The organism is Streptomyces sp. NPDC058619 (assembly GCF_042717785.1).
Taxonomy (GTDB): domain Bacteria; phylum Actinomycetota; class Actinomycetes; order Streptomycetales; family Streptomycetaceae; genus Streptomyces.
Genome location: NZ_JBHXQN010000008.1, coordinates 72,667 through 91,220, shown reverse-complemented (window position 1 = coordinate 91,220; position 18,554 = coordinate 72,667). Strand labels below are relative to the sequence as shown.

The window sequence follows — 18,554 nt, the reverse complement described above, 5'->3', positions numbered from 1 at the left end:
GGCTTCCGGTGTGGAACCAGATCTCTTCACCGCCGCAGCCGAGGAACGCCAGGAGAAGGACCCGTCCAGCTCTCCGCTCGCCGTCCGGATGCGCCCGCGCACCCTGGACGAGGTCGTCGGCCAGCAGCACCTGCTGAAGCCCGGCTCCCCGCTGCGACGCCTGGTCGGCGACGGCGCGGGCGGCCCCGCCGGCGCCTCGTCGGTGATCCTCTGGGGCCCGCCCGGCATCGGCAAGACCACCCTCGCGTACGTGGTGAGCCAGGCGACGCAGAAGCGGTTCGTGGAGCTGTCGGCCATCACCGCCGGCGTCAAGGAGGTCCGCGCGGTCATCGAGGGCGCCCGGCGCGCGGCCGGCGGCTACGGCAAGGAGACCGTCCTCTTCCTCGACGAGATCCACCGCTTCAGCAAGGCGCAGCAGGACTCGCTGCTCCCGGCCGTGGAGAACCGCTGGGTGACGCTGATCGCGGCCACCACGGAGAACCCGTACTTCTCGATCATCTCCCCGCTGCTGTCGCGCTCGCTGCTGCTGACGCTGGAACCGCTGACGGACGAGGACCTGAGCGCCCTGATGCGGCGGGCGCTGACCGAGGAGCGGGGCCTCGGCGGAGCGGTGACCCTGCCCGCCGACGCGGAGGCCCACCTGCTGCGGATCGCGGGCGGCGACGCCCGGCGGGCGCTGACGGCGCTGGAGGCGGGGGCCGGGTCGGCCATCGCCAAGGGAGAGGAGGAGATCACCCTCGAAACCGTCGAGGAGGCCGTCGACCGGGCGGCCGTGCGCTACGACCGCGACGGCGACCAGCACTACGACGTGGCGAGCGCCCTGATCAAATCGATCCGTGGCTCCGACGTGGACGCGGCGCTGCACTACCTGGCCCGGATGATCGACGCGGGGGAGGACCCCCGGTTCATCGCCCGGCGGCTGATGATCTCCGCGAGCGAGGACATCGGCCTGGCAGACCCGACGGCCCTGCCGATCGCGGTGGCCGCGGCCCAGGCGGTGGCGATGATCGGCTTCCCGGAGGCCGCCCTGACCCTCTCCCACGCCACCATCGCCCTGGCCCTGGCCCCCAAGTCGAACACCGCGACGACCGCGATCGGCGCGGCGCTGGCCGACGTACGGGCGGGCCTCGCGGGATCGGTCCCGACGCACCTGCGGGACGGGCACTACAAGGGCGCGGCCAAGCTGGGGCACGCGCAGGGGTACGTCTACCCGCACGACGTGCCGGGCGCCATCGCCGCCCAGCAGTACGCGCCGGACGAGATCCACGGCAAGCGGTACTACGAGCCGACCCGGTACGGAGCCGAGGCGCGCTACGCCGACGTGGTGGAGAAGGTACGGGAGCGGCTGCGCGGCGGCTCCTGACGGAGACGGCCCCGGCCCGGCGCGCCCCGGCGGGCGGCGGCCACCGGTCCCGCCTGGGCTCCGCCGGTACTGGTCCGACGAGACCGACGCCGTCGGCGGACGCAACGGCTGCGACACCCGCGACGACGTACTGCGCCGGGACCTCCAGGAGCTCCGCGAGGGGGACCGCAACCCCTGCGTCGTTCTGTCCGGCGTCCTGCTCGACCCGTACACCGGCAAGCGGCTGCCCTATACCTACCAGCGGGCCTCGCAGATCCAGACCCACCACGTCGTCGCGCTCGGCGCCGCCTGGAGGGGCGGCGCGTACGCCTGGACCCCGCAGCGCCGGCTGGAGTACGCCAACGACCTCGACGTCCTGCTCGCCGTGGAAAAGCAGACCAACTACGGCAAGGGCAGCAGGACCGCAGACAAGTGGAAGCCGCCGCTCACGACGTACTGGTGCGCGTACGCGCGGCGCTACACCGGCATCAAGGCCAGGTACCGGCTGTCCGTCACCGCCCCCGAGAAGCTCGCGCTCCGTAGATGCTGGCCACCTGCCCCTAGTGCGAGGCCGCCGAGAAGAGGGTGTGCATGGCCCGGCGCAGGCCGCAGATGTCCGTCACCGGGTCCGGGAAGTCGAAGCGTGCGTCGAACGAGCCGGCCGCGCCGCCGCTGAAGCGCACGCGCAGGCCGAGCCGGTCCAGGGCCAGCGGGACGGCGGTCATGCCGTCCGCCTCGCGCGCGCCCAGCAGTCCGCACAGCTCGCCGAGCCGGTCGCCGTGGGACGAGTGCAGGTGCTGGAGCAGCTCGCTCTCGTGCGCCACCATCGGGTCCGGCTCCGCCTCGGCCAGGTCCTCCGGCTCCACGTGCTCGGCGCCCCACAGGTCGTCCACCGAGATCTCGCCGACCTCCAGGCGCAGCAGCATCCACGCCGGACGCCCGGTGTACGGGGCGTCCAGGGACTCCGACATCCCCAGCAGCTCGCCCACCGGGTGGCGCTCGGCGAGCAGCGCCGCACACGCCGCGCGCTCGTCCCCGCGCACCGCGGTCAGCCACCCGGCCAGCCACGCGCGGCCTCGGATACGATGGGGCACGGACACCGGCGCCACGTCCGTGATCTCGATCACGGCGGTGAGGTCGTCGTCCTGGGCGTGAGCGGCTGCCCTGGCAGCCGCGGATTCCCCGGAAACAAGGAGAATCACGTCCCCGTCCGGGGTGACGGTCCGAGCGGCCGGCATCCCCGTCCCGAACTCCGCCGGCTCGTGACTGTCGTGAGCACCCGGCAGAGTGAGGGATACTGAGGCGTTGGACTCTACGAGGGTTCGTACGCGTTCGGCTCCGGTGAGCTGCCGAACGCCTTCCCTGGGACGCGGCTGACCTTGCTTATCGTCGTCGAAAGCAGATTCCGTTTCGTTGGAATCTGAACTTCGACGCGCACTGGGCAGGGGGATCCCATGTGGTCGAGACATTACGTCCTCCTCGCTAAGGTAAGCCTCACCTAACTTACATGGAGGTAGGTTCCACGTGAACCAGAAGCGACCCAAGGTCAAGAAGTCGCGTGCCCTCGGCATTGCGCTGACCCCGAAGGCCGTCAAGTACTTCGAGGCCCGCCCCTACCCGCCGGGCGAGCACGGCCGTGGCCGCAAGCAGAACTCGGACTACAAGGTTCGTCTGCTGGAGAAGCAGCGTCTGCGCGCTCAGTACGACATCTCTGAGCGTCAGATGGCCCGCGCGTACGACCGCGCCAAGAAGGCCGAAGGCAAGACGGGCGAGGCGCTGGTCGTCGAGCTCGAGCGTCGCCTCGACGCCCTGGTTCTGCGTTCGGGCATCGCCCGCACCATCTACCAGGCCCGCCAGATGGTCGTTCACGGCCACATCGAGGTCAACGGCGACAAGGTCGACAAGCCGTCGTTCCGCGTCCGTCCGGACGACGTCATCACGGTGCGCGAGCGCAGCCGCGAGAAGGTTCCGTTCCAGGTTGCCCGTGAGGGTGGCTACGCAGGCGAGGGCGAGACCCCGCGCTACCTGCAGGTCAACCTGAAGGCCCTGGCCTTCCGCCTGGACCGCGACCCGAACCGCAAGGAAATCCCGGTCATCTGCGACGAGCAGCTGGTCGTCGAGTACTACGCCCGCTGACGCAGGCGTAGCCCTCACAGGCTGGTCGAAGCCCGCCGTCCCCTCCGGGGGGCGGCGGGTTTTCCCGTACCCCGTAGCCCGGACCGCCCCCGCCCGCCGCCGCGGCCCCGCTACGGCTGGTCGGCCGCCGCCCGGCGCGACACCCGAGAGCCCCGCGCGCCGCCGCGCCAGGCCGGACGCGGCGAAGGGACCGTACCGCCGCGCTCCCCGGGGCCGCGCAGCGCGCGCACCACCAGCGCCTCCCGGCTCAGCACCCGCCCCTCGGCCGCGTACGCCGCGTAGCACTCGGCGCCCAGCAGCTCGCCGGCCCGCTCCCGGCACATCAGCCGCGGCGCGTTGAAGTAGCCCGAGCCGAACAGCTGGAGCCCCACCCTTCCCCACATCGGCTCCGCCGCGCCCTGGAGCACCGCGGCCTCCACCGGATCGCCCTCCGCGACCGTCACCAGGGCCAGCAGCTCCAGCGCGAGCACCAGCCCCACCAGGTCGTGGAACGCGTGGTTGATCGCCACGCACTCCACGTCGTCCGCGCGCAGGTCCGGCCCCGCGCACACGTACTCGGCGGCGTCGAGGTCGAACTGCCCGGTGAACACCGACAGCCGCGCCCACATCAGCCGCTCCGCGGCCGTGCACAGCTCGTGGCTCCAGCCGATGGCCGTGCGCAGCGCCCGGTGCCGGGGGAGTCCTCCGCGGACCCCGCCCGTCAGCAGGGCGAAAACGGTCCTCCAGCCGGGCCAGCACCTGCTCCGGGGACAGGGTCCGGAGCCGGCCCGCCGCCAGCTCCAGGGCCAGCGGGATCCGGTCGAGCCGGTCGGACAGCTCGACCAGCGCTGCTCGGTTGGCCCCGGTCACGGTGAAGGCCGGATCGGCCGCCCGGAGCCGCTCGGCCAGCAGCGCGAGGGCCTCCTCCGGCGCCGGCGGGGCCAGCGGGAACGCCCGCTCCCCGTCCAGGTCCAGCGGGCGGCGGCCCGCCGCCAGCACCCGCAGGCCGGGACAGGCGCGCAGCAGCTCCCGTACCAGGGTGGCCGTCTCGTCCACCAGCTGCTCGAAGCCGTCCAGGACCAGCAGCAGCCGCCGCCCGGTCAGGTGCGCGGTGAGTACGGCCCGCGGCGGCCGGGTGGTGTGGTCGGTCAGCCCGAGCGCCTCGGCTACGGCGACCTCCAGCAGCGCCGGATCGCGTACGGAGGCCAGCTCGGCCAGCCACACGCCGTCGCAGTGGCGTTCCTCCCCCGCGTCCGCCGCCGACCGGGCCGCCGCGAGCACCAGCCGGGACTTGCCCACCCCGCCCACACCGGTCACGGTGACGAGCCGGGAGGACTCCAGGAGCCGCCCCAGCCCGGCGAGTTCGGCACCCCGCCCGACGAATCGGCCCAGCTCCGAGGGAAGATTGCCCCGGGCGGTGTTTGGGCGGGGTCTGCTTCGCATGGGACACGGAGGGTACTGCTCCCGCAGCTCTGCGTACAAGGCGCTCGCGCCGCTGCCGGTATTCCGGTATGGGCGGGGATCTCCGGCGCGATAGGGTCGTAAGGCCATTGGCAGATGCAGTACAGCCAGCAGTCCGAGTACAGACAGAGAGCGGTGTGACGTGTCCGGTGGAGAGGTGGCCGGGATCCTCGTGGCCGTCTTCTGGGCCATTCTGGTGTCCTTCCTCGCCGTCGTGCTGGTGAGGCTGGCCCAGGTGCTCAAGGCGACCGGCAAGCTGGTGGCCGAGGTGACCGAGCAGGCGGTCCCGCTGCTGGCCGACGCCTCCACGACGGTCCGCTCCGCGCGCACCCAGCTCGACCGGGTCGACGCGATCGCGAGCGACGTCCAGGAGGTCACCTCCAACGCCTCCGCCCTGTCCTCCACGGTGGCCTCCGCCTTCGGCGGGCCGCTGGTCAAGGTCGCGGCCTTCGGCTACGGGGTGCGCAAGGCACTGGGCAAGACGGACCCGGCACCGGCCGGGGCGCCGCGCAAGACATCCCGGCGTACCGTGATCGTCGGCCGTACGGTGCCGTCGGCACGGCGCCGGAAGCAGAAGGGCTGAGACTCCGATGTTCCGCCGAGCCTTCTGGTTCACCGCCGGCGCAGCCGCCGGCGTATGGGCCACCACCAAGGTCAACCGCCAGCTCAAGAAGCTGACGCCGGAGAGCCTCGCCGCGCAGGCCGCCGACAAGGCCGTGGAGGCGGGGCACCGCCTCAAGGACTTCGCCCTCGACGTCAAGGCGGGGATGACGCAGCGCGAGGACGAGCTGAACGACGCACTGGGGCTCGGGCGGGACGCCATAGACCCAGCGCGGCCCGACAACGTCACCGCCCTGCCCGGGCCGCGGCGCCTGCGGGCCATCGAGCCCGACCAGCACGACAAGACCACCGAACGACCGAAGTTTTCGTACAACCGGAATGAGGACCACTGATGGAGTCGGCTGAAATCCGCCGCCGCTGGCTGAGCTTCTTCGAGGAGCGCGGTCACGCCGTTGTCCCTTCGGCGTCGCTCATCGCGGACGACCCGACTCTGCTGCTGGTGCCCGCGGGCATGGTCCCGTTCAAGCCGTACTTCCTGGGCGAGGTCAAGCCGCCCGCGCCCCGGCTCACCAGCGTGCAGAAGTGCGTGCGCACGCCGGACATCGAAGAGGTCGGCAAGACCACCCGCCACGGCACGTTCTTCCAGATGTGCGGCAACTTCTCCTTCGGGGACTACTTCAAGGAAGGCGCCATCCAGTACGCCTGGGAGCTGCTCACCAGCTCCGTGGCGGACGGCGGCTACGGCCTGGAGCCCGAGAAGCTCTGGATCACCGTCTACCTCGACGACGACGAGGCCGAGCAGATCTGGCGCGAGAAGATCGGCGTCCCCGCCGAGCGCATCCAGCGCCTGGGCAAGAAGGACAACTTCTGGTCCATGGGCGTCCCCGGCCCCTGCGGCCCGTGCTCGGAGATCAACTACGACCGCGGCCCCGAGTTCGGCGTCGAGGGCGGCCCGGCCGTCAACGACGAGCGCTACGTGGAGATCTGGAACCTGGTCTTCATGCAGTACGAGCGCGGCGCCGGCGACGGGAAGGACGACTTCCCGATCCTCGGCGACCTGCCGTCGCAGAACATCGACACCGGCCTCGGCCTCGAACGCCTCGCGATGATCCTGCAGGGCGTGCAGAACATGTACGAGACCGACACCCTGCGCGTGGTCATGGACAAGGCCACCGAGCTGACCGGCGTGCAGTACAGCGGCTCCGCCGCGAGCACAGCCACGGACGTCTCGCTGCGCGTGGTCGCCGACCACATCCGCACCTCGGCCATGCTCATCGGCGACGGCGTCACCCCCGGCAACGAGGGCCGCGGCTACGTGCTGCGCCGCATCATGCGCCGCGCCATCCGCAACATGCGCCTCATGGGTGCCACCGGGCCGGTCATCCAGGACCTCATCGGCGTCGTCGTCGACACCATGGGCCTGCAGTACCCGGAGCTCGTCACCGACCGCAAGCGCATCGAGACCGTCGCGCTCGCCGAGGAGGCCGCCTTCCTCAAGGCCGTCAAGGGCGGCACGAACATCCTCGACACGGCCGTGAGCGAGACCAAGGCCGCCGGCGGCTCGGTCCTCTCGGGCGACAAGGCGTTCCTGCTCCACGACACCTGGGGCTTCCCGATCGACCTGACCCTGGAGATGGCCGCCGAGCAGGGCCTCTCCGTGGACGAGTCCGGCTTCCGCCGCCTCATGCAGGAGCAGCGCGACCGGGCCAAGGCCGACGCCAGGGCCAAGAAGACCGGGCACGCCGACATGTCCGCCTACCGGCAGATCGCCGACGGCTCCGGCGCCACCGAGTTCACCGGCTACGCCACCACCCAGGGCGAGTCCACCATCGTCGGCCTCCTGGTCAACGGCGTCTCCGCGCCCGCCGCCTCCGAGGGCGACGACGTCGAGGTCGTCCTCGACCGCACCCCCTTCTACGCCGAGGGCGGCGGCCAGCTCGCCGACCAGGGCCGCATCAAGCTCGGCTCCGGCGCCGTCATCGTCGTCCGCGACGTGCAGCAGCCGGTCCCGGGCGTCTCCGTGCACAAGGGCTCCGTCCAGGTCGGCGAGGTGACGGTGGGCGCCTCCGCGTACGCCGCCATCGACATCAACCGCCGCCGGGCCATCGCCCGCGCCCACTCGGCCACCCACCTGACGCACCAGGCGCTGCGCGACGCGCTCGGCCCGACGGCCGCCCAGGCCGGCTCCGAGAACTCGCCGGGCCGCTTCCGCTTCGACTTCGGCTCCCCGAACGCCGTCCCCGGCTCGGTGCTGACCGACGTCGAGCAGAAGATCAACGACGTGCTCTCCCGCGAGCTCGACGTGACCGCCGAGATCATGAGCATCGACGAGGCGAAGAAGCAGGGCGCCATCGCCGAGTTCGGCGAGAAGTACGGCGAGCGGGTGCGCGTCGTGACCATCGGCGACTTCTCCAAGGAGCTGTGCGGCGGCACGCACGTCGGCAACACCGCCCAGCTGGGCCTGGTGAAGCTGCTCGGCGAGTCCTCCATCGGCTCCGGCGTGCGCCGCGTCGAGGCCCTGGTCGGCGTGGACGCGTACAACTTCCTCGCCAAGGAGCACACGGTCGTCGCCCAGCTCCAGGAGCTGGTCAAGGGCCGTCCGGAAGAGCTGCCGGAGAAGATCGCCTCCATGCTCGGCAAGCTGAAGGACGCCGAGAAGGAGATCGAGAAGTTCCGCGCGGAGAAGGTCCTCCAGGCCGCCGCCGGACTCGCCGCCGGTGCCCAGGACGTACGCGGCGTCGCCGTGGTCACCGGCCGGGTGCCGGACGGCACCGGCGCCGACGACCTGCGCAAGCTGGTCCTCGACGTCCGCGGCCGCATCCAGGGCGACCGCCCGGTCGTCGTGGCCCTGTTCACCGTGGCGAACGACCGCCCGCTGACCGTCATCGCCACCAACGAGGCCGCCCGCGAGCGCGGTCTCAAGGCCGGCGACCTGGTCCGCGCCGCCGCCAAGACCCTCGGCGGCGGAGGCGGCGGAAAGCCGGACGTCGCCCAGGGCGGCGGTCAGAACGCGGCCGCCGTCGGCGACGCCATCGCCGCCGTCGAGCGCCTCGTGGGCGAGAGCGCCTGATGACGCTGCGCCGTGGCCGCCGGCTCGCCGTCGATGTCGGGGACGCCCGGATCGGGGTCGCCTCGTGCGACCCCGACGGGGTCCTCGCCACACCGGTGGAGACCGTGCCGGGCCGGGACATCCCCTTCGCCCACCGGCGGCTGCGGCAGCTCGTCGCGGAGTACGAACCTCTCGAAGTCGTGGTCGGCCTGCCCCGTTCGCTCAGCGGGCGGGAGGGGCCGGCCGCGGCCAAGGTGCGCGCCTTCGCGAACGAACTGGCCAGGGGCATCAAGCCGGTGACGGTGCGTCTGGTGGACGAGCGGATGACCACGGTCACCGCCGCCCAGGGCCTGCGGGCCGCGGGGAGGAACGCGAAGAAGGGCCGTTCGGTCATCGACCAGGCGGCCGCCGTGGTGATCCTGCAGAACGCCCTGGAGACCGAACGGGTATCAGGTAATCCGCCTGGCGAGTGCGTCGAAGTGGTTGTCTGATCGCGATACGGTAACGTTCCGCGCGATGAGACGGCATTCGAACAAGCCGTCGCCTACCACCAAAAGAGGCGGAACCGGGTGTCGCGGAGTACCGAATCCGCGGCCTTCGTCTCGCGGCTCTAGGGGACCGATGACTGAGTATGGACGGGGCCGCGGCTCCGAACCGTGGCACCCCGAGGACCCCCTGTACGGGGACCAGGGGTGGACCGCGCACCAGACCCAGCAGGGCCAGGAGGGCCAGGCGCCCTACGGCGGTGCCCCGCAGCAGCCGTACCCACAGGAGCCTCAGTACCAGGAGCAGCAGCAGTACGGGCAGCAGCAGTACCAGGACCCGGACTACCGCGACCCGCAGTACCCGCGGCAGTACGCGGAACAGCAGTACCAGGACCCGCAGTACCCGCAGAACCCCGGGCAGCAGCAGTACGCCGCCGAACCCCCGTTCGGGGGGACGCAGCAGTACCCGCAGGCCCAGCCGCACCAGCAGCCCCAGCCCCAGCAGGTGCAGCAGCCTCAGCAGCCCCAGCAGGTGCAGCAGCCCCAGCAGGCGCAGCAGCACCAGCAGATGTACGCCGCGCAGCAGGCGTATCCCCAGGCCCAGCCCCAGCAGCCGTCGGTGTACGACTCCCAGGGCTGGGACACCGGCCAGGGCCAGTACGTCGCCGCCGCCGCGCAGAGCGACGCGTACGCCGGGACGGACCCGTACGCCCAGCGGCCCGTCGCCGGCTACCCCGGCGAGACCCCGGACCTGTACACGACGCCCGACGCCTTCCCGCCGCCGCAGCCCCCGGGCCGCCGGCACCTGGAGCCCGAGCCGGTCGAGGAGCTCCCGGACGACGACGCGGCGGCCGCGAAGCCCGACGGCTTCCCCGCCGGGGGCGGCGACGACGGCGACGAGCCCGGCGACGGGCGCCGGGGCGGCCGCTCCAAGGGCGGCAAGCCCAAGCGGCGCAGCGGCGCGGCCTGCCTGATCGCCGCCGTGGTGATCATCGGCGTGGTCGGCGGCGGCGGGTACTACGGCTACACGTACCTTAAGGAGCGCTTCGGCTCCGCCGCGGACTTCGCGGGCGAGGGCTCCGGCGAGACCGTCGAGGTGACGATCCCCCAGGGCGCCGGACTGGGCCAGATGGGCCGCATCCTCAAGGCGGCCGGTGTGGTCGCCAGCGCCCAGGCCTTCGTGGACGCAGCCACCGCCAACCCGGACGGCAGCAAGATCCAGCCCGGCGTCTACCCGCTCAAGAAGGGGATGTCGGCGGCGTCGGCGGTCGAGTTCATGACGGACCCGTCCAAGCTGAACGTCCTGACCGTCGCCGAGGGCTGGCGCAACGCCAAGGTCTACGACGCGATCGACAAGAAGCTGAAGAAGCCCGAGGGGACCACCCGCGACATCGCCCAGCGCGAGGTCAAGAACCTCGGCCTGCCCGCCTGGGCGAACAACAACCCGAAGATCATGGACCCGTTGGAAGGGTTCCTCTACCCGGCGCGCTACGACCTCAGCCAGGACAGCACGCCCGAGTCCCTGCTCCGGCAGATGGTCAAGAACGCGACGGACAAGTACACCGAGCTGGGCATCGAGGGCAAGGCCAAGGACCTCGGTCTGGAGAACCCGCTCCAGGTGGTCACGGTCGCGAGCCTCGTCAACGCCGAGGGCAAGAACCACGACGACTTCCGGAAGATGGCCGAGGTGGTCTACAACCGCCTCGAGAAGACGAACGACGTCACCAACCAGAAGCTCGAGTTCGACTCGACGTACAACTACATCAAGGGCACGAGCGAGATCAACTTCTCGCTCAAGGAGGCCAGGGCCTTCGACCACCCCTACAACACGCACTTCGTCAAGGGACTGCCGCTCGGCCCGATCGGCAACCCCGGCGCGGACGCGTTGAACGCCACGCTCAACCCCGACCAGGGCGGCTGGATGTTCTTCGTGTCGGTCGACGGCGACAAGACGACCTTCACCAAGACCTACGAGGAGCACCAGAGACTGGCCGCGGAGTTCCTCGAGCGGCAGAAGCAGAAGAACGGCGGGTAGCAGGACATGTCACGGATACGGGCAGCGGTGCTCGGTTCACCCATCGAGCACTCCCTCTCACCGGTGCTGCACCGTGCCGCCTACCGGGAGCTCGGCCTCGACGACCGGACCTACGACCGCTTCGAGGTCGACGAGGCCGCGCTGCCCGGGTTCGTGGCCGGCCTCGGCCCCGAGTGGGCGGGGCTGTCGCTGACGATGCCGCTGAAACGGGCGGTCATCCCGCTCCTCGACGGCATCAGCGACACCGCCGCCTCGGTCGGGGCGGTCAACACGGTCGTCCTCACCGAGGACGGCCGACGCCTCGGCGACAACACCGACATCCCCGGCATCGTCGCCGCGCTCCACGAGCGCGGCATCGACGAGGTGCCGTCCGCCGCCGTCCTCGGCGCGGGCGCCACCGCCTCCTCCGCGCTCGCCGCCCTCGGGCGGATCTGCACCGGCGAGGTCACGGCGTACGTCCGCTCGCGGGCCCGCGCCGACGAGATGCGGCAGTGGGGCGAGCGCCTCGGCGTCCCCGTCCGCACGGCCGACTGGTCGGACGCGGCCCGGGCGCTGGCCGCGCCGCTGGTGATCGCCACCACCCCGGCCGGCGCCACCGACGCGCTGGCCGCCGCCGTACCGGACGCCCCGGGCACCCTCTTCGACGTGCTGTACGACCCCTGGCCGACCGCGCTCGCCGCGGCCTGGACCGGGCGCGGCGGCACCCTCCTCGGCGGCCTGGACCTCCTGGTCCACCAGGCGGTCCTCCAGGTCGAGCAGATGACGGGGCACGTCCCGGCGCCACTGACGGCTATGCGGGCCGCGGGCGAGGCCGCGCTCCTGGCCCGCCACTGACACCGCCGCGCGGGACTCCGCGCCCCCCCGCCCCGGCCGATCTTCGTCCATCCCCCGGCGCGCGGCCGTCCGACAGCTGGACCGGAGGGCCGGACACCGGCCGGGACATGGGAGGATCGGATACGGCGGGTCCGGGCCGCGCACCCGTTCGCGCCGTCGCTGTACCAGGCGCGAGCATGAGGAGCATCGTTGAGCAGGTTGCGTTGGCTGACCGCCGGGGAGTCGCACGGACCGGCGCTGGTAGCGACGCTGGAGGGCCTTCCCGCCGGCGTCCCCGTCACCACGGAGCTGGTGGCCGACCACCTGGCCCGGCGCCGGCTCGGCTACGGCCGCGGCGCCCGGATGAAGTTCGAGCAGGACGAGATCACCTTCCTCGGCGGCGTCCGCCACGGGCTGTCGCAGGGTTCGCCGATCGCGGTCATGATCGGCAACACCGAGTGGCCCAAGTGGGAGACCGTGATGTCGGCCGACCCGGTCGATCCCTCGCTGCTCAAGGACACCGGCCGCAACGCGCCGCTGACCCGCCCCCGCCCCGGTCACGCCGACCTGGCGGGCATGCAGAAGTACGGCTTCTCCGAGGCCCGCCCGATCCTGGAGCGCGCCAGCGCCCGTGAGACGGCCGCCCGCGTCGCCCTCGGCGCCGTCGCCCGGTCCTTCATCAAGGAGGTCGCCGGCATCGAGATCGTCTCGCACGTGGTGGAACTGGCCGCGGCCAAGGCCCCGTACGGGGTCTACCCGACCCCCGCCGACGTGGACAGGCTCGACGCCGACCCGGTGCGCTGCCTCGACGCCGACGCCAGCAAGGCGATGGTGGCCGAGATCGACCAGGCCCACAAGGACGGCGACACCCTCGGCGGCGTCGTCGAGGTCCTCGCGTACGGGGTCCCCGTCGGCCTCGGCTCGCACGTGCACTGGGACCGGCGCCTCGACGCCCGCCTCGCCGCCGCCCTGATGGGCATCCAGGCCATCAAGGGCGTCGAGGTCGGCGACGGCTTCGACCTGGCCCGGGTGCCCGGCTCGCAGGCCCACGACGAGATCGTCTCCACCGCCGACGGCCTCAAGCGCACCACCGGCCGCTCCGGCGGCACCGAGGGCGGTCTGACCACCGGCGAGCTGCTGCGCGTACGCGCCGCGATGAAGCCCATCGCGACCGTGCCGCGCGCGCTGGCGACCGTGGACGTGGCGACCGGCGAGGCGACGGTGGCCCACCACCAGCGCTCCGACGTCTGTGCCGTCCCGGCCGCGGGCATCGTCGCCGAGGCCATGGTCGCGCTCGTCCTCGCCGACGCCGTCGTCGAGAAGTTCGGCGGAGACTCGGTCCCCGAGACCCGGCGCAACGTGCGGTCGTACCTCGACAACCTGCAGATCCGGTGACCGGCGGACCACTGGTCGTCCTCGTCGGCCCCATGGGGTCCGGCAAGTCCACGGTCGGCGCGCTGCTCGCCGACCGGCTCGGCGTCCCCTACCGGGACACCGACGCCGACATCGTCGCCGCCCAGGGCCGGGAGATCTCCGACCTCTTCGTCGACGAGGGCGAGCCGTACTTCCGCGCCCTGGAGCGGCAGGCCGTCGCGGCCGCCGTCGCCGAGCACACCGGAGTCCTCGCCCTCGGCGGCGGCGCCGTCCTCGACGGGGGCACCCGCGAGCTGCTGACCGGCCTGCCCGTCGCCTACCTGTCGATGGACGTCGAGGAGGCCGTACGGCGCGTCGGGCTCGGCGCCGCGCGCCCGCTGCTCGCGGTCAACCCGCGCCGCCAGTGGCGCGAGCTGATGGACGCCCGGCGCCCCCTGTACACCGAAGTCGCGCGCGTCGTGGTGGCCACCGACGACCGCACCCCCGAAGAGGTCGCCCAGGCGGTCCTCGACGCTCTGGAGTTGAAGGACGTATGACAGACCAGGTGACGCGCATCCAGGTCGGCGCCAGCGCCGGACACGCCGCGTACGACGTGCTCGTCGGGCGGCAGCTGCTCGGCGAGCTGGGCTCCCTGATCGGTACGAAGGCCCGCCGGGTCGCGGTGATCCACCCCGAGGCGCTGGCCTCGACCGGTGAGGCCCTGCGCGACGACCTGGCCGACCAGGGCTTCGAGGCGGTCGCCATCCAGGTGCCGAACGCCGAGGAGGCCAAGACCATCGAGGTGGCGGCGTACTGCTGGAAGGCCCTTGGGCAGTCCGGCTTCACCCGCACCGACGTGATCGTCGGCGTCGGCGGGGGCGCCACCACCGACCTCGCGGGCTTCGTCGCGGCCTCCTGGCTGCGCGGGGTGCGCTGGGTCGCCGTGCCGACCACCGTCCTGGCGATGGTCGACGCGGCCGTCGGCGGCAAGACCGGCATCAACACCGCCGAGGGCAAGAACCTCGTGGGCGCCTTCCACCCGCCGGCCGGCGTGCTCTGCGACCTGGCGGCCCTGGACTCGCTGCCGGTCAACGACTACGTCAGCGGCCTCGCCGAGATCATCAAGGCCGGGTTCATCTCCGACCCGGTGATCCTCGACCTGATCGAGGGCGACCCGGAGGCGGCCCGGACGCCCGCCGGCCCGCACACGGCCGAGCTCATCGTCCGCTCCATCCAGGTGAAGGCCGACGTGGTCTCCAGCGACCTCAAGGAGTCCGGACTCCGCGAGATCCTCAACTACGGCCACACCCTCGCGCACGCCATCGAGAAGAACGAGCGCTACAAGTGGCGGCACGGCGCCGCCGTCTCCGTCGGCATGGTCTTCGCCGCCGAGCTGGGCCGTCTCGCGGGCCGCCTCGACGACGCGACCGCCGACCGGCACAAGGCGGTCCTCGCCGCCGTGGGGCTGCCGCTCACCTACCGCGGCGACCAGTGGCCCAAGCTGCTGGAGACCATGAAGCTCGACAAGAAGTCCCGCGGCGACCTGCTGCGGTTCATCGTCCTCGACGGGCTGGCCAAGCCGACCGTCCTGGAGGGCCCCGACCCGGCCGTGCTCGTGGCAGCGTACGGGGAGGTCGCCGCGTGAGCCGCCGCGTCCTCGTGCTGAACGGCCCCAACCTGGGCCGGCTCGGCTCGCGCGAGCCCGACGTGTACGGTGCCACCTCGTACGCCGGTCTCGTCGAGAGCTGCCGCACGCTGGGGGAGGAGCTGGGCTTCGACGTCGAGGTCCGCGAGACCAACGACGAGGGGCAGCTCGTGCGCTGGCTGCACGAGGCTGCCGACGGCAAGATCCCCGTCGTGATCAACCCGGGGGCCTTCACGCACTACTCGTACGCCATGAGGGACGCGGCAGCGCAGCGCACCGCCCCGCTCATCGAGGTGCACATCTCGAACCCGTACGCCCGCGAGGAGTTCCGGCACACCTCGGTCATCGCCGCGGTGGCGACCGGGACCGTGGCGGGCTTCGGCATCGGGTCCTACCGCCTTGCGTTGCGCGCGCTGGCGGACGAGACCACGGTCTGATACCCGCTGCTCCGGTCCGGCCCGGCGGTCCTGGTGGACCGCCGGGCCTCCGGGGTCATATAACGTTCTCGCATCAGTCGCCGGAACGAGACGGAGTGGCAGGGGATGCAGCAAGGAGTGGGGGGCGGGGGCGCGGGCTGGGGACAGCCGGGACCGCGTCAGGCGGCGCCGCCGCAGCCGCCGATACCGCCGGCCCAGGGCTGGCCGGGCAACGCCCCGCACCCGCCGGCGGCGCCCGCGTACCCGGGATCTGCGACGGGCGCGGTGCCCCCCGTACCGGAGCCCACCGGCCACATCCCGCTTCCCCCCGCCGGCCCGGGCACGGGAGGGGCCACCCTCGCGGTCCTGCTGATCGGCCCCGCCGGCGCGGGCAAGACCACCGTGGCCCGGCACTGGGCCGGTACCCGTCCGGTGCCGACCGCCCACGTCAGCCTGGACGACGTCCGGGAGTGGGTCTGCTCGGGCTTCGCCGACCCGCAGGCCGGCTGGAACGAGCACTCCGAGGCCCAGTACCGCCTCGCACGCCGCACCTGCGGCTTCGCCGCCCGCAACTACCTCGCCAACGGCATCTCCTGCATCCTCGACGACGCCGTGTTCCCGGACCGGCCGGTCGTCGGCCTGGGCGGCTGGAAGCGGCACGTGGGCCCCGCCCTGCTGCCCGTGGTGCTGCTGCCCGGCCTGGAGATCGTCCTGGAGCGCAACGCGGCCCGCTCCGGCAACCGCCGGCTCTCCGACGAGGAGGTCGCGCGGATCCACGGCCGGATGGCCGGCTGGTACGGCTCGGGGCTGCCGATCATCGACAACTCCCACCTCGACGTGGAGGGGACGGCCCGGGCCCTCGACGAGACCCTGGCCCGGGCCATAGCTGCTCCGCCCACCTGGTAGCGGGCGCGCGGACGCCGCCGCCCGGGCGCTGCCGGGGTGCTCTGCGGCTCCGCCGCCGGGCCCCGGGCGGACGCGCTCGCCGGGCCGGATGGGCGGGGCGCTCGTACGCTCGAAGACATGTCAGACGTGTACGCCGCCCGCCGGGAACTGCTCCGTGACCGCTGCGCCGCCGCGGGGAACGCAGCCGCGCTGATCACACGGCCGGCGAACGTCCGCTACCTCTCCGGGGCCTCCCCGTACGGCGCCGTACTCCTCGTCGGGCCCGCCGAGGACGTGCTGTTCAGCGCCGGTGTCCCGACCGGAGAGGCCGACGAGGGGCGCCTCGACGACCGGCTCGCGGTCTCCGTCCTGTCCGGGCCCGGCGGGGACCCGGCCGTCGCGGCCGCTGACATGGCCGCCTCCGTACGCGCCGACTCCCTGGCGGTGGAGGAGCACCACCTCACGGTGGCCCGGCACCGGGCGCTGCGCTCCGTGGCGCCCCGGCTGCGGCTGGCGGACATGGGGACGGCGGTGGAGCAGCAGCGCCTCGTCAAGGACGAGGAGGAGATCGCCTGCCTGCGGATCGCCGCCGAGATCGCCGACCAGGCCCTCGGCGAGCTCCTGGAGTCGATCCTCGTCGGGCGCACCGAGCGGCACCTCGCCCTGGAGCTGGAGCGCCGCCTCGTCGACCACGGGGCGGACGGCCCCGCCTTCCCGACGTCCGTCGGCACCGGCCCGCACTCCGGCCGCTCCCGGCACCGGCCCTCCGACCGGCGGGTGGAGGAGGGCGACTTCCTCACCGTCAGCCTCGGCGCGAACTACCGCGGCTACCGGTGCGAGATCGGCCGCACCTTCGTGATCGGCACCACCCCCGCGAGCTGGCAGATCGAGCTGTACGACCTGGTCTTCGCCGCCCAGCGGGCCGGTCGCGAGGCCCTGCTGCCGGGGGCCGCGTACCGCGACGTGGACCACGCGGCGCGCTCCGTACTGGACTCCGCGGGGCACGGCGAGGCCCTGGCCCCGTGGACCGGGCACGGCGTCGGTCTCGAAATCGACGAGGACCCGCAGCTTGCACCTACGGCAATGGGTAAACTGGACGCTTGCGTGCCGGTCACCGTCGAACCGGGGGTTCACCTCCCGGGCCGGGGAGGTGTCCGGATCGATGACACGCTCGTCGTGCGCCCCGAGGCGGACGGCGGTCCCGAGCTACTCACCATTACGACCAAGGAGCTGCTCGCGCTCTAGTCCGCTCCGCCGGACTGTGCGCGCACCCGTGGTCTTCCAGTGCAGGAGATTCCGCAACCGTGGCTTCCACGAACGACCTCAAGAACGGCATGGTGCTGAAGCTCGACGGGGGCCAGCTCTGGTCCGTCGTCGAGTTCCAGCACGTCAAGCCCGGCAAGGGCCCGGCCTTCGTGCGCACCAAGCTGAAGAGCGTGATGTCCGGCAAGGTCGTCGACAAGACGTTCAACGCCGGCACGAAGGTCGAGACGGCCACCATCGACCGCCGTGACATGCAGTTCTCGTACATGGACGGCGAGTACTTCGTCTTCATGGACATGACCACCTTCGACCAGCTGATGGTCGACAAGAAGGCCGTCGGCGACGCCGCCAACTTCCTGATCGAGGGCTTCACCGCCTCCGTCGCCCAGCACGAGGGCGCGGTGCTCTACGTCGAGCTCCCGGCCGCCGTCGAGCTCAAGATCGAGCACACCGACCCGGGTGTCCAGGGCGACCGCTCCACCGGCGGCACCAAGCCCGCCACGCTGGAGACCGGCTACGAGATCCAGGTCCCGCTGTTCGTCACCACCGGCGAGACCGTCAAGGTCGACACCCGCACCAGCGACTACCTCGGCCGGAAGAGCAACTAACCCGTGGCTGCTCGGAGCAATGCGCGCAAGCGCGCCTTCCAGATCCTGTTCGAGGCCGACCAGCGCGGGGTTCCCGTGCGCGAGGTCCTCGCGGACTGGATCCGCCACTCGAGGTCGGACGACCGGCAGCCGCCGGTCGGCGACTTCACGATGGACCTCGTCGAGGGGTACGCCGACAAGGTGGACCGCATCGACGACCTGATCGTCACCTACGCGGTGGACTGGGAGCTCGACCGCATGCCGGTCGTCGACCGGAACATCCTGCGGCTCGGCGCGTACGAGCTGATCTGGGTGGACGACACCCCGGACGCCGTGGCCATCGACGAGGCGGTCCAGCTGGCCAAGGAGTTCTCGACGGACGAGTCCCCCTCGTTCGTGAACGGGCTGCTCGCCCGCTTCAAGGACCTGAAGCCGAACCTGCGCCGCAGCGAGAGCTGACCGCACGGCACCGCACCGGCAGGGCACCGGCGCCCCGCGCCGTACGGAAGGGCCCGCCGCGCGCGGCGGGCCCGTGCGGACGCCC

General features: G+C 72.3%; 18 protein-coding genes and 1 pseudogene. 17 read left to right on the top strand and 2 right to left on the bottom strand.

Annotated features, from left to right (window positions below; all coding sequences use genetic code 11):
* The first annotated feature begins 10 nt into the window (after nt 1-10).
* Together ACFWTC_RS10840 and ACFWTC_RS10835 are read left to right on the top strand one after the other, a co-directional pair.
* Nucleotides 11-1,363, top strand: coding sequence for a replication-associated recombination protein A (locus ACFWTC_RS10840; RefSeq protein WP_383923299.1), 1,353 nt, complete (start codon nt 11-13; stop codon nt 1,361-1,363).
* A 130-nt stretch (nt 1,364-1,493) separates the two neighbouring features.
* Nucleotides 1,494-2,018, top strand: a complete 525-nt coding sequence (locus tag ACFWTC_RS10835; protein ID WP_384028100.1) for an HNH endonuclease family protein — start codon at nt 1,494-1,496, stop codon at nt 2,016-2,018.
* Here the strand turns inward: ACFWTC_RS10835 and ACFWTC_RS10830 are convergent.
* Nucleotides 1,903-2,580 (bottom strand): DUF2470 domain-containing protein, encoded by a 678-nt coding sequence (locus ACFWTC_RS10830; RefSeq protein WP_383923296.1) that lies wholly within the window; start codon nt 2,578-2,580, stop codon nt 1,903-1,905. The genes ACFWTC_RS10835 and ACFWTC_RS10830 overlap by 116 nt on opposite strands.
* A gap of 286 nt (nt 2,581-2,866) precedes the next feature.
* Between ACFWTC_RS10830 and rpsD the strand changes: the two genes are divergently transcribed.
* A complete protein-coding gene (gene rpsD, locus ACFWTC_RS10825; protein WP_008740451.1) occupies nt 2,867-3,478 on the top strand; it encodes a 30S ribosomal protein S4 in 612 nt (203 codons plus the stop codon).
* Between the two features lie 515 nt (nt 3,479-3,993).
* Here the strand turns inward: rpsD and ACFWTC_RS10820 are convergent.
* A pseudogene (locus ACFWTC_RS10820) lies at nt 3,994-4,900 on the bottom strand (ATP-binding protein); the annotation flags it as partial.
* Between the two features lie 160 nt (nt 4,901-5,060).
* Between ACFWTC_RS10820 and ACFWTC_RS10815 the strand changes: the two are divergent.
* The 14 genes from ACFWTC_RS10815 (at nt 5,061) to nusB (ending at nt 18,469) form a co-directional block, all read left to right on the top strand.
* Nucleotides 5,061-5,501 carry a DUF948 domain-containing protein gene (locus tag ACFWTC_RS10815; protein ID WP_383923293.1) on the top strand — a complete coding sequence of 147 codons (441 nt, stop codon included), beginning with the start codon at nt 5,061-5,063 and terminating at the stop codon, nt 5,499-5,501.
* A 7-nt stretch (nt 5,502-5,508) separates the two neighbouring features.
* The gene (locus ACFWTC_RS10810) at nt 5,509-5,871 is read left to right on the top strand and encodes a DUF6167 family protein (protein WP_383923290.1); all 363 of its coding nucleotides are present in this window, start codon (nt 5,509-5,511) and stop codon (nt 5,869-5,871) included.
* Nucleotides 5,871-8,549: an alanine--tRNA ligase gene (gene alaS, locus ACFWTC_RS10805; protein ID WP_383923287.1), complete on the top strand. Its 2,679-nt coding sequence runs from the start codon at nt 5,871-5,873 to the stop codon at nt 8,547-8,549. The genes ACFWTC_RS10810 and alaS overlap by 1 nt, the downstream gene beginning before the upstream one ends.
* Nucleotides 8,549-9,019 (top strand): Holliday junction resolvase RuvX, encoded by a 471-nt coding sequence (gene ruvX, locus ACFWTC_RS10800; RefSeq protein ID WP_383923284.1) that lies wholly within the window; start codon nt 8,549-8,551, stop codon nt 9,017-9,019. Before alaS ends, ruvX begins: the two co-directional genes overlap by 1 nt.
* Nucleotides 9,020-9,149: 130 nt before the next feature.
* Nucleotides 9,150-11,048, top strand: coding sequence for an endolytic transglycosylase MltG (gene mltG, locus ACFWTC_RS10795; protein WP_384028091.1), 1,899 nt, complete (start codon nt 9,150-9,152; stop codon nt 11,046-11,048).
* A 6-nt stretch (nt 11,049-11,054) separates the two neighbouring features.
* A complete protein-coding gene (locus ACFWTC_RS10790) occupies nt 11,055-11,882 on the top strand; it encodes a shikimate dehydrogenase (protein WP_383923278.1) in 828 nt (275 codons plus the stop codon).
* Nucleotides 11,883-12,071: 189 nt separating this feature from the next.
* Entirely contained in the window at nt 12,072-13,256 is a 1,185-nt protein-coding gene (aroC, locus tag ACFWTC_RS10785; protein ID WP_383923275.1) for a chorismate synthase, read from the top strand.
* Nucleotides 13,253-13,771, top strand: a complete 519-nt coding sequence (locus ACFWTC_RS10780; RefSeq protein WP_383923272.1) for a shikimate kinase — start codon at nt 13,253-13,255, stop codon at nt 13,769-13,771. The genes aroC and ACFWTC_RS10780 overlap by 4 nt, the downstream gene beginning before the upstream one ends.
* Nucleotides 13,768-14,859, top strand: a complete 1,092-nt coding sequence (gene aroB / locus ACFWTC_RS10775) for a 3-dehydroquinate synthase (protein WP_383923269.1) — start codon at nt 13,768-13,770, stop codon at nt 14,857-14,859. The genes ACFWTC_RS10780 and aroB overlap by 4 nt, the downstream gene beginning before the upstream one ends.
* Nucleotides 14,856-15,296 carry a type II 3-dehydroquinate dehydratase gene (gene aroQ / locus ACFWTC_RS10770; protein ID WP_384028090.1) on the top strand — a complete coding sequence of 147 codons (441 nt, stop codon included), beginning with the start codon at nt 14,856-14,858 and terminating at the stop codon, nt 15,294-15,296. Before aroB ends, aroQ begins: the two co-directional genes overlap by 4 nt.
* Nucleotides 15,297-15,401: 105 nt before the next feature.
* Nucleotides 15,402-16,181, top strand: a complete 780-nt coding sequence (locus ACFWTC_RS10765; RefSeq protein ID WP_383923263.1) for an AAA family ATPase — start codon at nt 15,402-15,404, stop codon at nt 16,179-16,181.
* 117 nt (nt 16,182-16,298) lie between these two features.
* Nucleotides 16,299-17,405, top strand: coding sequence for an aminopeptidase P family protein (locus tag ACFWTC_RS10760; RefSeq protein ID WP_383923261.1), 1,107 nt, complete (start codon nt 16,299-16,301; stop codon nt 17,403-17,405).
* Between the two features lie 59 nt (nt 17,406-17,464).
* Nucleotides 17,465-18,031: an elongation factor P gene (efp, locus tag ACFWTC_RS10755; RefSeq protein WP_383923258.1), complete on the top strand. Its 567-nt coding sequence runs from the start codon at nt 17,465-17,467 to the stop codon at nt 18,029-18,031.
* 3 nt (nt 18,032-18,034) lie between these two features.
* A complete protein-coding gene (gene nusB, locus ACFWTC_RS10750) occupies nt 18,035-18,469 on the top strand; it encodes a transcription antitermination factor NusB (protein ID WP_383923255.1) in 435 nt (144 codons plus the stop codon).
* Nucleotides 18,470-18,554 lie beyond the last annotated feature (85 nt).